Annotated in this window: 7 protein-coding genes and 1 tRNA gene; 5 read left to right on the top strand and 3 right to left on the bottom strand. The window is 42.3% G+C overall.

Annotated features, from left to right (window positions below; translation table 11 throughout):
* Positions 1 to 59: 59 nt before the first annotated feature.
* The 3 genes from recD to CUR83_RS06950 form a co-directional block, all read right to left on the bottom strand.
* Positions 60 to 2,264, bottom strand: coding sequence for an exodeoxyribonuclease V subunit alpha (gene recD, locus CUR83_RS06960; RefSeq protein ID WP_071001541.1), 2,205 nt, complete (start codon positions 2,262 to 2,264; stop codon positions 60 to 62).
* A gap of 73 nt (positions 2,265 to 2,337) precedes the next feature.
* Positions 2,338 to 6,852: a UvrD-helicase domain-containing protein gene (locus CUR83_RS06955; protein ID WP_186474511.1), complete on the bottom strand. Its 4,515-nt coding sequence runs from the start codon at positions 6,850 to 6,852 to the stop codon at positions 2,338 to 2,340.
* A 72-nt stretch (positions 6,853 to 6,924) separates the two neighbouring features.
* Positions 6,925 to 11,433, bottom strand: a complete 4,509-nt coding sequence (locus CUR83_RS06950; RefSeq protein ID WP_223332667.1) for an exodeoxyribonuclease V subunit gamma — start codon at positions 11,431 to 11,433, stop codon at positions 6,925 to 6,927.
* Positions 11,434 to 11,838: 405 nt separating this feature from the next.
* Here CUR83_RS06950 and CUR83_RS06945 point away from each other — a divergent pair, with 405 nt between their 5' ends.
* The 5 genes from CUR83_RS06945 (at position 11,839) to CUR83_RS06925 (ending at position 14,717) form a co-directional block, all read left to right on the top strand.
* Positions 11,839 to 12,339 carry a hypothetical protein gene (locus CUR83_RS06945; protein WP_223332669.1) on the top strand — a complete coding sequence of 167 codons (501 nt, stop codon included), beginning with the start codon at positions 11,839 to 11,841 and terminating at the stop codon, positions 12,337 to 12,339.
* A 73-nt stretch (positions 12,340 to 12,412) separates the two neighbouring features.
* Positions 12,413 to 13,246, top strand: a complete 834-nt coding sequence (locus CUR83_RS06940; RefSeq protein ID WP_284719358.1) for a hypothetical protein — start codon at positions 12,413 to 12,415, stop codon at positions 13,244 to 13,246.
* Between the two features lie 70 nt (positions 13,247 to 13,316).
* A tRNA-Arg gene (locus tag CUR83_RS06935) sits at positions 13,317 to 13,392 on the top strand.
* A gap of 111 nt (positions 13,393 to 13,503) precedes the next feature.
* A complete protein-coding gene (locus tag CUR83_RS06930; protein WP_284719357.1) occupies positions 13,504 to 14,082 on the top strand; it encodes an integrase arm-type DNA-binding domain-containing protein in 579 nt (192 codons plus the stop codon).
* A gap of 107 nt (positions 14,083 to 14,189) precedes the next feature.
* Positions 14,190 to 14,717, top strand: a complete 528-nt coding sequence (locus CUR83_RS06925) for a hypothetical protein (protein WP_284719356.1) — start codon at positions 14,190 to 14,192, stop codon at positions 14,715 to 14,717.
* The last annotated feature ends 94 nt before the right edge of the window (positions 14,718 to 14,811 follow it).

The raw sequence follows: 14,811 nt of genomic DNA, 5'->3' as shown, positions 1-14,811 counted from the left end.
ATATCTAAGTTCAAAAAAAGCATCCAATTTGGATGCTTTTTTTGAACTTAGAATGATAATCATAAGTACTCAAACTGTAGGGACAAACCGGTATGTCTTTCGGTCGGTGTTTGGACAGCTTTCTCAAAAGCGTGTTTCGTACTGTATATCGTCACTTGTTTTTTGGCACGAGTCACCGCTGTATAAATAAGCTCCTTGCTTAATAATCTTGCATGACTATCATCAAACGTAATTGCGACATGATCAAATTCAGATCCCTGCGACTTATGAATCGTCATAGCGTATGCAGTAGCAACTACCTCCTCGTTGAGTAGATTGACCGCAATCCCTTGGGTCTTATTTTCAAAAAATACTTCCAATTGATTTCGTTCATCTGATGTCTGTAAGCAAAAACCAATATCACCATTAAATAACCCTAATTCATAGTTATTCTGCAAAATCATAATAGGGCGACCGTGGAACCATGCGTTTTGACCCAGTGGGAGCTTTAGTTCAGTGAGATGCCATTGGGTGAGATAATTATTGATGTAATGATCGCCCCACTCACCATTGTGACCAGCAGTTAATATTCTGAACTCACTAAATATTTCCATCAATGATGCAATAGTGTTTTTTATTGATTCTGGCATAGATTTTTCTATTGGATTTCTTAGTAAATTTTTAACTATTTCTATATATGGTTGATAAATTTGGGAGATCTTTAAGATATTTTTTTCATTGCTTAGGCTATTTTTTATTTGATTGCTTGGTACAGAGTCTACTTGCAACGTATTCACGTATTGGAAACTCAAGGCATCGTCTTGCCTTAATAATTGCCAAATAGTTTGAAGATTTGTCTCTGCTCTATTGATTTGGATAGCCAGCTTGCCAATACCTGAGTCCGCGCCAAATCGGCGACTCTCAGTCAGCTCTGCATGAATGGATTGTAGCAATGGTATGCAGCATAAATCCGCCAATACCGCCCCTGCATCGACTGCTGCCAACTGGTTAGCATCACCTAACAGTATGAGCCTTGCGCCTGGTTTCACTGCACTCACCAAGTAATTAGCCAACTCAACCCCTAGCATCGACGCTTCATCAACAATGATAATATCTTCGCCAAGTGGATTATCGGCATTGTAACGAGGTCTGCCCGTCCGCCCAATACCTAGCAAACGGTGAATGGTTTTGGCTTCTTGCAGCTGCAAATTAATGCCCGCTGTATCCAAAGCAGCTTGTAAAGACTCTTGCATACGCTGTGCAGCCTTACCAGTAGGCGCTGCTAGTGCGAGACTCGCACTATCCGTACTAAATCTAATATTTTCAGAACCCTCCCCTCCACTCTCTGTCGCTTGTTGCAGTGCAATAACTAACTGAGCAACGGTGTATGTTTTACCTGTCCCTGGACCACCGGTAATGATACTAAACGCGTTGTTATTAGCGACATTAATTGCTTTTATTTGATTTTCGTGAAGGCTTTCAGGTATTGTTATTGGTAAAGGCTTTACTTTTTGATTCAAGATATTGTTAATATTTTTTGCCAAATTAAATTCGGCCTGCCATGCGCGATGTAGCCAAAAAGTAATAGATTCTTTTGAATTTTGGCTGTTAGTTATGTCGTAAATGATAGGTTGGTTATTATTGCTTAGGCTATTTTCTTCATTGTTACTATTAGTGTTAGCCTTAACCTCAGCAAACAAAGCATGCTTATTAACTAGATTTATGAAAAAATTAAAGTCGGTATTTTTTAGTAGCTGAAATACCTTGGCAATTGTATCAAAACGCTTGGTTAGCATGTCCTTTTCATGATTACTCAGCGCCAACTGTATCCATAGCTGATTCCGCTTATCAAATAATGTGCTTAGCAATGTAAATATCGACGTTTCGGCGGTAGATTGATCTTCTGGTTGAGTATTTGATTTGGTATCTATGAGCGCAAAGATTGGCATTGCTAGCACCTCTAATAACTGTTGCTGCCAAGTGTATAATGTGACTGACTCATTATTGATTTCACCTTGCAATACCTCTTCATGCTCAGAGGACTTAATGGTCAGTACGGTATGGCCCTCTTCTAAATGCGTCGCTAACATCATGAACAATGCGTTAAATAAATAATCGTCTTCTTTCTTATCAGCTTGTTTGCTCTCATTATTCGCTTTTGCATACGTTGCGTCGTACGCTATACGCGTTTGCTCACGGCGTAGCAAAATATAATCACTGATATTACTGGCCCAGCTTTCTTGTAAGCCCATTGCTGCACTGCTTTTATTATTATTGCTCATGATATATTTGTCTCTATTTTGACCTGTTTGATCTTTTTAGAATCTTTGATTAATGATAGTCGTTAGGTATGATCTACTAATCAGGTACACCAAATAGCGCATCTAAACCTTTGATAAAATCGATTGGTATATCCCACGTCACAAGTCCATAACGGCCGTTATGTGGTGATTCGCTCGTCTTAATAGCCTCTTGTGATACGGTAGCAGTTGCTTGAGCGTCGGGGCTATATACCCCTCTTAGAAAGACATATTCTACCGCCCCTAAATACCTAGACTCATTGCCTACATAATCAGCAATTCTCATCGAAAGGAATCGATGCAAAGCTACTTGATAAATTGCTGCTTGTAGCCAGTAGCCTGCTTTTGTCATAGCCTTTCTGAGTGTATTTTCATTGTAATCGCTTAGGCTATTTCCTAAAAAATTACTCTTATAATCGACCACATAGTACTTGCCAGCATACTCATAAACCAAATCAATCTCACCACGCAAGTAACGATACAAGTGCGTTCTATTTTGCGGTACAAGATTGACATGCTTGTCTGTCTCATCAGGTAGATACTGTTGAAATAACTGACTGATATCCTCTGCTTTAAAGCGCTCTGACAGCCCCATATTGAACTCTAATTCAGCAAAGCGTTGCTCTTCGTTGAGAGAATAAAGTGGCTGATTGGACGCTAGCAGCGGAGTACGCAGCACTTCTTCAATCCAAGCAATCAAGGCCTCATGCTTTGTCGTATCTATTGCATCAGCGTTAAATGAGACAGAACTCTCTTCTCGGTTACCTTGTGCTCTACGGCTTTGGTGTTCAGCACTGCTATACATCAGCGGTAATTGATAACTACTGACCGCTCTATCGATCACCCCAGACCACTGGGATTTATTAGTGAAATCGATTTTTTCAAATATCTCATGTAAAAACGTACCTGCATTAGCACCTTTTACAAAGGTAAAGCGAATATCCTCTTCTGACTTGAGACTTAGCTCATCAATTTTTTCGAGAGACGTATTACTATCAAGGCTACTATTAGGATAAGGCTCTAACGACATTGCAGCGTCTGCCATATCAATGTCTATCGCATCATCAATACGCTCATCAACAACAGCCATTGCTTGTGTTGATTCGTCTAGCTGACGAGCCAAAGCTGTAAAGCTGGTCTTAGCCCAACCATAAAAATAACTCGTTTTCATGACCTCAGCAAAAGGAACATACTCAATCGCTTGTGTCGTGGGTTCGATGGTAAGTTTGGTATCTGTTGACGTTACTGTCTTAGTATAGTGACTATTATAGAACTCATTAATATTATGACCTCTAAGCATACCTATCGTGCCTTTTAGCCTATCAGGTAATTCAAACTTTGCGTCTGGAGAATCAAACCAATAAAATACCGGTTTTAGCTCAAATCCTGTTTTGTTGCTTGGATCTCGCAGCACGATATAAAGCTGCTCGCTAGCCCGCGTAAATGCCACATAACCAAGTCGGCGCAGCTCATCAAAGCCTTCTTTTGTTTCGATATCAGTATAATAGTCCTCTACCGTAGCAGAGCCTTGCAATGGTGAGAAGCGGCGCTGATTACCTATAAATTGATCCTTTGCTGATTGCTGCACTAACGCTGAAGGTGCTTGCTGAGCATTATATAGATACAGACCATACTTCTCATTATTACCTGATTTCCTACTGGCATCTCCCATACCCAGTACATAGACTATCGGAAACTCAAGCCCTTTTGATTTATGAATGGTCATGAGCTGCACGCCAGACTCTGTGGGTAGCGGATACTGCTTCGCCCAATCGCTGTTGGGTGCAGCCTCTATGTGCTGCCTAAACCAAGCTAATAGCTCATGCTCACCCATACTTAGGCCATACTGCGCCAACACATCCATGATATGACGCAAATCCATGATATGTCGATCGCCATCTGGATGAGCGGCTAGTGCTTGCCAAACGCCTTGTGTCTGTATGGGGCTTTTATCTAGTAAGTAATGTAGCGCCGACAAAACACCAAAATGCTGCCAGCGCTGTGCCCCTTCCTTTAGATACGTAATAAAATCTTGATAGCTCTTTTTATGTTCTGTATTTTGAACATCGCTACTATTTAGATTGATACTATTAAGTCTATCGTCACTCTCAGCCACGCCTGACTCATGATCCGTCATCATGGCTTTGATATCGTTGATACTTAGGCCATATAGATGACTGGTTAAGACCCGATTAATCATGTCATGACGATACGGATAGAGCATGGCGCTCAGTAGCGCTGCGACATCTTCTGCCATAATCGTCTCGAAGATACTGACGTCACTGGTGGTCAGGGTTGGGACGCCTAGTTTGACCAACTCGTCTTCAACCTGCTTTAAATCTTTTTTGGTACGTGCCAACACTCCAATATCACTAGGCTGAATCGGCCTATCTTTTAATGTCTGACCACTACTGAGCAAGCTAGCAATATGACGAGCGGTGATTTCATACTCATCATAATCAAGCTCACCATCTTTACCATTAGGCAGGTGCAAGATGCTCACCGGCTGAGCAGAAAGCACTTCCGTCACCAAGCTACTATCTTTTGCGTCTGAATCCCTAAACCAAGATAGTTTACTCTTGGCTTCCTCACCTTCTTTTTCTTTCCTAGCTTTCGTATGCTGGTAATAAATATCACTGCCCAACTGTGCCAGCTTGTTGTCAGCAGTCGTTGCTGTCGGCATACCAAACCAGCAGTTTAGTGCATGAATCACCCCTGCATTTGAGCGACGGTTGGTGTTGAGCGTCCAAATGGTACTTTTGTCAAACTGCCCTTTCATATAATTATAGTTGGTCACGTCACCGCCACGGAACCCATAGATCGCCTGCTTTGGGTCACCAACCAGTAGCAAAAACTCATGGCTGGATTTTTTAGTAGTGGATTGCTTGTCATTATCCGACTGTTTACGTTTACGCTTTGGCAAATAGATACTTTCGATCATAATGGCTTGCTCGCCATTGATATCTTGCGACTCATCAATTAATGCAATGGGGTAATGGTGACGTATATAACGTGCTAGCTTATCGCCTTGCCGACCTGTTAGTGCTTGGTTTAAGCGCACCATCTGCAGACTAAAGGTGGTCTCCCCTCGCTCCTCTAAAATCACTGGCAGTCTATTGCGTACCGCAAGCACGATATGACGGTTAAGGTTGGCTAAAATAGTAATGATGTAACTATTAAACTGTTGAATATATTTATATAGCTTAAGCATCATCTGAACGGATTTAGTACTAATAAACCTCACTCTTCCTTGTTCTTTGTCTGCTAAGAATCCAGATTCCTCTGAGTCATCGTAAGTAGCTTTGAGTTGTTTTAAAAAATTTAATTGTGGTTTAGATAAGCTTTGAGAAAAGGATAGTTGCTTATTTTGAATAAGATCTTTGAAATCTTGATAAAAACCTAAATTTTTAGCAACACTTTTACGATTATCGAACCCTTCTTTTTTTCTAAAATCTTTATCAAGATAGGTTTGAATGTCATTAAAGTCAAAATTACAGAACTGATTCAAAAATTCTTCATAATTTTGGATATCAAACTCAATAGCCCTCATCTCATCAATCGGCGCAGAAATAAAGTTCAGCGAGCGAGAAACGAATTTTTTATGATCCCCTACTGCAGTCAGCTTACCTTGCTGATCCATAAGCGCATACAGTTTGGGCTGCTCATGATACAAACGGCTTTGAAACTGACGCAGCTCATCATGGATAATACTATCGGTAACCTGCTCGATACTACTGTCTTCTATAATCGCCATGCCTTGCTGATGACCGGTTTCACTACTGTACTCGGTCAGCCACTTTTGCGCCAAGCTATCGAGCGTCCCGACAAACAGCTTATCCAACGTGGTTAACACTAATGCAGTACGCCGGATCGCCTCCGCCATCGGATAGCTATACACATGATCTAATAGATAACCGACTAAATGTAGGTTAATGGGATCGTCCATAATAGCGTTTAAGCGTGCATGTTTGGCTTGCTCTTTTAACCAATCTTCACGCGCTTTTTTGACTTGCGCGCGCTTTTCTCGAGCCACCTGCTGAGCATGTTTATGGTCATGGTCAATATCTTGATTAAACTCATCAGCCTCTGTTTTAGCATTTGATTCGATACTTGAGTCGTTGCTTGTTGGCTTATCCTTGTTATTCTTGTTATCGCCCCTATCAGGCAGTACCTGCAATATATTGGGATATAAGTTATCTTTGTTCTTGGTATCTGCACTCAGGTTATTGACCCATTGTAATAGCTGATAAAACTCTACCAAACGATCATGGATACGCTGACGCATCTCGGCAGCGGCGGCTCGAGTAAAGGTGGTGGCAATGATTTGCTCTGGCGCACGCCGTGCCTCAATCAGTAGGCGCAGCACAATACCAGTCAGCGTCCACGTTTTACCTGTACCCGCTGAGGCTTCGATAAGGTGTCGACCCGTTAATGCAACCGCAACCGCCGGTGCTATTTCTTCTTTTTCCTCAACTATAGCCCCTAAGTCACCCGAAACATCTGGATGATCGTCAGATAAATTTGGTTGTACAGTAGGTTCGATAATGTCGGTTGTGTCAGTAAAATCTGTCATATAAGCGCATACTTTTAATTATTATCTATAAAATCTAGAGGATAAAAAGAAAACTAAAAACAACTGCTATAGCTAATTGTCTAACCCGTCTAATGCGGTAAACATCGGCCTATACAGTGGTTGCGCCAAGGTGGTCAACGCTGCTGATAAGGCTCTAAAGGCATCTTGGTCACGCAGTACATATTGCCAGATGGCATGCTGCGAGCAAGTATCGTATACCGTGTCTGAGTTATAATTAGGTCTTAGCCAATCTGAGAAGTCTGCCCGTTTTGGCCAATAACTGCTATTTTCATTATCATCTGCTTGCGATTTTGAGCACTTAGCCAGATAATTGAGCGCATACTCAGGCAGTAATGTGATGGGTGTTTGACCCGATAGATTGCCAAAAATCGCCCACTTTATCAGTTCCAGTACCGCATCCTCATAGACGATTGGGCTTAGTTTAAATGCGATGACATTTTTGTAGGCATCTACTTTTGAGCTCGATTTATTAAAGCGCCAAATACTCACGCCATCATTTGCTGCCACTTGCTCAGCCGTGGTGCATCTGGCTACTTGCCAGTATAGATGGGACAACCAAAACTTAAGGAGATGTTTTGGACTGGCAGAATTAGGCAGTATATTTAACCATTGCTTAGGTGATTGCTCGGTATAGGTCATGCCTGCCTGAATATGAGCGTTTTTATCATCGTTATCTGATGATACTGATATTGGTGATAGCCTTGGCGTCAAAAGCGGCACTATACCTTTTATCTTAATAGATTTAGGCAGAATTTTAAGCCATGCGTCTGTATCTATTTGACTGTTTGCGTCGCTATTTACACGATTAAGTATAGCTGCCAGCTCTATCTGAACGGGGTGCTCTGCGGTGGGTGTCAGTAAATGCAAAGCTGGCATGTCCTCTGTTCTACTTATATTAGGTACGACACATTCACCAAAACCATTAGTGATCAACTGCTCTTTAAACTCTAAACACTGCTGCTGTAATTGTTGTTGCTGATTGGGCAACGTGGTTTGGCGTGCTACCCCTGCTGGTATGATTTTTTGATACATCAACGTTGAGCTATCTTGCTGAGCCGTATTGTCAGTACGCTTATCGGCGGCCAGCCCTTTAATCAAATGATCTTTAATCTGATAAGTTGTCAGGTGATCCAAAAACAACGGTTCCTGATGCGCCATCGCTTCCTCACCTTGTACCACATGCACTTTTTGAGACCGTAAAAACGCTTTGGCAGGATGGCGCACTTGATACACCAGCATACCCTCAATATCTATCTCGCCAATATTAAATACGGTATCACGCACCATTCGGGTGAGCACCTGAGTCCTATCACTCATATCATTAGCAGCAGTAGAAGTATCGAGTCCCAGCATATTAGCTAATGTAGACACGATTTGATGATTTATGTTCCCCAGTCCACCCAAGCGATGACCCAGCATTTGAGCAATGGCTTCGTACTGTGTTTTTGTGGGTAAGCCAATCAGTTGTGGATGCTCGCTAGATCTTTTTTTCTGTAGTGTCTCAAACACAGCCTGCCATAGCGGCGCTGGAGGAAATTGTTTTTTCTGAGCCAGCTTGGTTTTGCGCATGGCTTTATTTAGCAACCTATCTAGCTCATCGGCTACAGCAGTATCAAGGTTACTATCGCTAACATCATCAGACGTATTGCTTGGATCAACATTGGTATTGGACGTATCAGCCTTTTGCTCAGAAGCTCCTTCAATATCTGCTTCAAACAAGCTCTTGTGAAAAGGTAGTGCTGGATGCTCAGTGACCAGCCATTGCTTGATGAGCTTTGGTAAATAACGCTTAAGACTTTCTGCCGTTGAATCAATACTTTCAGGCAAAGTATCAAGCGAGTTAACCTGCCACTGTACCTCACCTTGTAAGAACTGTAATAATTCACTTACAGGATTCGCTGGTAGATGCTCGTGAGTGTCAGTCAAGCTTTGACCATTGTAGAATATCCAGCATGCACTACGCGCACATAGTAGCGCATCCAAAAATGCCCCATTATCATCGTCCTCGCTGACTCTATCACCGCGCCGTGAATTGGTCGCTTTCATCAAATCATATCGGTTGTCTCGGTCGCGCCCAGGAAACTCAGAGAGATCCATATTGAGCATGACCACCAGCTCAAAAGGGACGTTCCGTAGTGCACCAAATCGACCAAAAGTAATCACACCAGTTGGCTCAGCACTGACTTGCTGGCTTTCAAGCTCAGCTTCGATACTGTCTAGCATAAAGCTCAGCTTGAGCGGTAATTGCTCGACCCCTGCCAGCCTTTGCTCCACCTCTACCCTACTGCTATCACCACTAGAGTATTGTCTATAATGACGATTGGCACGTAAGCTCGATTTAAAGCCATTCATCGCATTATAAATAGCGCGCATCGTACGCGTTTGATCGACATCGCCAAAGTATTGATGAATCACTTGGGTCTCAATCTGATCTAGCCAATCTTCCGCTTTCATTTTTTGTGTATGGTCATCACGCCTTGCCACTAAGCCAGTATAAATACGGCAAAGCGCTTCTACAATCATGGCGTCATTTAGACTCACTTGCGCGAGTGGTAAGCTCATCTCAGGTACAGCCGTACTTGGCCATTCATCTTCATGCAAAGGGTATAAACAATCACTCAGGCCCGCCTCTGGCATAATTAAACCCAAAGTCAGTCTGTCTAACGCTTGTGCGAAGCTAAAGCGATAATCATAGTCATTGACGTCTAGGGTCTGCTTTAGATGCAGCTCATCAAACCCGCGGATAAATCCAGCTTCCACCAACAAATCACAACCACGGCTCATTTGCTCATGGGTCAACCCAAAACTCTCAAATAAGGGTGGCAGCATCAGCCAGTCCAACACCTCAGCCGCTTCAAAACGAGCGCTATGACTGCCAAGCAGCTTATAAAATCCAATAATCGCTTCCCATAACTGGCGAATATCAGCATCGACAACACCAGTCACCTTCGCAGGCAAGGTCAGGCCATCTTGTCCCCTACCATTGACGAAAATAGAGCTAATTAGCGCATGATGACGCTCAACATCAGGTAGCAACACCACAATGTCTGATATATGGCGTTTTTTCTCACCAGCTTTGATGGGCTCATTGAGCCAGCGTCCAATCATAATGCGCAGTACTTCAAGTTGGCGCTGTAAATTATGACAAGAATGAATGCTTAGGCTATTATCTTGAGAAGAGATAGCCCAAAAACGGTCTTTCTCAAAGCGCTTATTCTCTAGTACCTCATCGTCGTACCATGACGTTTCTTGCTCAAAATCCAATGCTATTTGGTTGCTGACGGCCTCTGAGACTTTTGCTGCTGTCGCTTGTTGGGTTGATTGCTCGTCAAGCATCAACACATCGTTTTGCAAACGGCGCAATAAACTTGGGCCGTTTTCTGCTGCTTGCAACCTATCATCATCACTGTTACTGGCACTGCCATCGATGACGCTACCAGTTTCATCATCAAACCTATCACTAAAGTTGTCTTGCCACTCCACCAGCGCCTCTTGGTATTGCTCATTACCTGACAAATTGGCCAACATAGCAAAAGTATCACGAGACTGTTTGCCTAAACGCGACAGTAAACTGTGCCCGTAATCACGTAAAAACACGCTTTGGGGATTAATAATCTGCTGACGCTGTAGCCACGTTTTATCAACAATATCTGCCCAAAATAACTTTGAGGGATTGTAGTGTAGTAACGTGATGTCCATATATTTTGACAAGCGCTGCAAAAAATCAAGCTCAGTCTGTGGCAATTGCTGAATAGTAAAAATTCGCAGCACTGTCGGTAGCTGCTCACGTTCATTTGCTTTGTTATCTTTTAAGGCTGACCAAAAGGTATTCTCAATGGCCACACGGTGCTGATGTACATCCGCAAATAAATGCGACCACAAAAAGCGCTGCGCAATCTCAAGCTCTACATAGTGCGCCACTAACCATTCAGGCGTACCGCGTGCATACTGATCAAAACGTAGTGAGAGTGCATCTTTATCTGCGATTAGTTTATCTACATCAAGTGGCTTGTTATCCGACCATAGCGCCAGCCAGTCCTCACGATGAGTCAAATAACGGTTAAACACCCTTGCCAAATCACTTGCCAGCTGCCAAATGCGCGCGTCTTGTTGCGCCTTATCTTGCTTGACCCCTTCTTGCGGCTCGTCAATCAAAGATGCCAACAATGGGTTCACAGGATGCGTGTCATCGTTGACAATCAACGCTTGATAGTAAGTTAGGTAGCCGAACAGGCGCCACTGCATCACCGTAGGCGACAGCACGGCAACTTCAGGTACATTCAAGGTTGCTGCTTCAGGATTACCCTCTAACAAATAGGCATTATGGCGAGTTAGCACATCCTGCATGAGTGTCCACTGATACTGACCCCAAAATTTGGTACGCACCAATGTACTGATGCCAGCACGGCTAGCAATGGTTTTATCCAACCAGTCGCCCAATACCATTGACGGTACAATAACAATAAAAGGTTCAAAAATGTTCTGACTCTTTGACTGATATTGCACCAGTAGTTGGTCAACGAGATTTTCGGTACGATGTGACTGAATGATAGTAAACATAGACAATAATCTGATTAGAATAAGCGTAAGCGCTGAGGGCTACTGTTGGTTACAGCTAACCTGTCAATCACTACGCTTGTAATAAAAGTGCCACAGAAAGTAGCAATGAAGCCCGAATTGATACTCATCAATACATCTTTGGCAGTCGTCACTGTCATGCATTTCTGCTAGCATTATATGATGTACAATACGCTTTTATAAGCCACGTATATGCTCTGTCAGTGTGCCACTGATGCTCGATGTTTACCAGTATAGATATCAGCATTATACTATCTTGCGACATCTAATGTCGTTTTGTGGCACTGCTTATAATTATGATAATAAAATATACATTGCCGCTCTTTTAAGTTATTTTCTATACCTTATCTAGACCTAATATCCATTATCACGAGATGATTTAACATTATGCCTTTGCGTCCTATTGATGCCGTCTTTGTTCATCCGAAACAACGTTTATACGTTGTTTACTATCGTGGTGAGCTATGGCAATTACCGCGTATGAAAATCGATGATAAATCATGGCAAAACAGACGTCCTTATACTGACGATAGTAGCTCCCTTTATCTGAGCATTCACCAAGCCATCAGCGATCCTGTGTTGGCACAAAAATTACGTACATTAGATTTGCCTGTTGCAGTGCGTGGTAGCACCTTATCGCGTTTTGAAGCGTGGTGGGAGGCGCATGGGTTTAAATGGCTAAAAGACAAGCTTATGATCGGTCAGTCACCATTGGCTGCACATCAAGCGACAGCTTATACAAAAGCGATTGATAGCCAGCCTGCATCGCTTAGTAATAACCCTACTGAGAATAAAACCCCAGCGTCTATGCCTTCTTTTGTGAATACAGATGTGTTTGCAGAGATGCTGACAGAGTTAACCAATGAAGTACTCGAACAAAAGCTTTGACTCAAGCCATATATCACCTATAGTGTCTTATGTAAATTTTGAACTGAATCCATTAATAAAAGAGCGGTAATATATGAAAGACTACAAGCTGCTACTGGCTGGGCTAATTTTATTGCTGCTAGCAATTTTTATCGCTCTAATTGCATGGTTGTGGACCCACAATCGTAAAAGTATAGATCCGCTACCTATCATGGCAGGTGAGAATGAATCTGCCGCTGCCAAAGGCGATGAGACTGCCAAAACTGTGCCTGATAGCATCCTGTATGTCCGTGCAGCAAAAAGCCTGCAAGTGCCATTGGACGATATCATTGTCAGTTTTGAATCTCGTTATCCTCATATTCAAGTGTTAGCAAGCTATGTGGCACCAAACACACTTTTAACCTTATTAGATAATGATATCAATGCTAACAATGACAGCGACGCCGCTTTTAATACAGACATCATTATCGCAAATGATAGGCTATCGGCAGAACGTCTCGCGCAACTACAAGCAAAGCTGACAGCGTCTCAACACCAAGATAACCAGAGTAAGGCAAACGCCAATACAGTTATTACAGAGGATGAAACCGATAGCGAAAATACTGATAGTGAAAATGCTAATAGTGAACAGGCAGCTACCGAGAACGATAATAAAGAGGCACGTACACTAACCTCCTTTAATTATGCCTTGAAAGATAAGCAAGAACTCGAAGGCGTTATTTTGACAGACCGTACGGTTGCCGTTAGTTTTCGCAACTTCTTACTCTCAAGTACGGGCCAAGGTATTTTAGAGAAATACGATTATTATAATATTAATGGTTATAAGAATAGCGTAAACGACTTGTTTCAACCAACATCACGGGCAAAAAAAGCATCACGCGATAATCCAGTAGATGTCGCTGATGCTCTTAGCAATGGAGATAAATGACAAATTGCCTCTATTTGTCTTTTGTTGATTGCTTTTATGACTGCTTTTTCCTACAATGGCTCTCCATAATGCGCCTATAGCTCAACAGGATAGAGCAGTTGCCTCCTAAGCGATCGATCGGGGTTCGAGTCCCTGTGGGCGCACCACATGAATATACTAAAACACCCCTTAATGCCCCTCCAACAAGGCTTTTAGGGGTTTTTTATTGACCAAAACTTACCTTATATACCCATAATTAACCCTTGCTTACTGTAAAAATGGCAAAAACCGTCAAACCCCTTACCAATACTCAAGTCGATAAGGCCAAGCCTTTGGACAAACCCTATACCTTAACCGATGGCGGTGGTCTTTATTTACATATCAGTAAGGCCGGCACAAAAGCTTGGCGCATTGACTATACAACACCTATCACAAGAAAACGTGTCACAGTAACACTAGGTCAATACCCAGAGATCACTTTAGCAGCTGCCAGACAGATGCAGACTGATATTAAGTATCATCTTGCTAACGGTGATGATCCACGCGATATCAAAAGAGATGAAGAGTGCAAGCAATTACTTGAGTCTAAAAATACATTCGCTATGGTTGCTGAAGAGTACATGAGCCGCAAGACTCATATCGCCCCCTCTACTATCAAAAATAACTATAGGCAGATGAAACGGCTAAATGCATACCTTGGCATCATGCCTATAACTGATATCAAGCCAATGGATGTATTAGAAGCTTGCAGATCAGCTGAGGCGCAAGGATATATTGAGACAGCGGTAAAGATGCGCATAAAAGTTCATTATGTCCTAACTATTACGATAATTTCTAATAAAAATATCGCTGATTGAAAGATAAAGAGATAAACTATAAACGTTGAAATTTCGCCAATGAATGTTTTTTAACAGTGATAAAAGACAATTGCTATTAATTGAATTAATTCTATCGAGGATAAGCGATGAAGTGGACTGTATTGGTGTGTGCGTTACCGTTGTTGACCGCTTGTATGAGCATGAAAAATGTAAAAGAATTACCAAGCGAGCTGATCTATCAGCCGCCTATATCGGGCGCGAGTGCAACTGTCATGGGTAAAATGGAGCCACGACATACCAGACTCGTTGGTGATCGTATTGCTTATATCATGGAGATTGATGGTAAGCGCGTCCCTAAAGATAAAAAAGAGGCTTACAGCGATACTTGGGACAATGTCTACCCGATTACGACAGGCGAGCACACATTGACCGTCACTTACCGTATGGCAGGGCACTATACTCTGCCTACTAAAATTACCTTTGATGCTAAAGCCAACACTAACTATCAGCTAGATTTCGCTACTGATATTGGTACGGCATGGTTTAGTAAAGATAGTTATGTTGATTTCTGGATCAAAGACAAAGCGACAGAAAAACCCGTGACTGAGGTAGTACGAACTGCGCCACCACCTGAGACGAGGGTTGTTTCTTATCCGATTATCATTAATAATTGATTGAATAAAAATGTTGAAAATAACTCTGGTACGTAGCCAGAGTTATTCATGTAATTTTTATAATGAAAATGTATACAAGCTATTTATTTACTTT

This window comes from Psychrobacter pocilloporae (assembly GCF_029872915.1).
Taxonomy (GTDB): Bacteria; Pseudomonadota; Gammaproteobacteria; order Pseudomonadales; family Moraxellaceae; genus Psychrobacter; species Psychrobacter pacificensis.
This window is presented reverse-complemented; position numbering and strand designations above follow the sequence as displayed.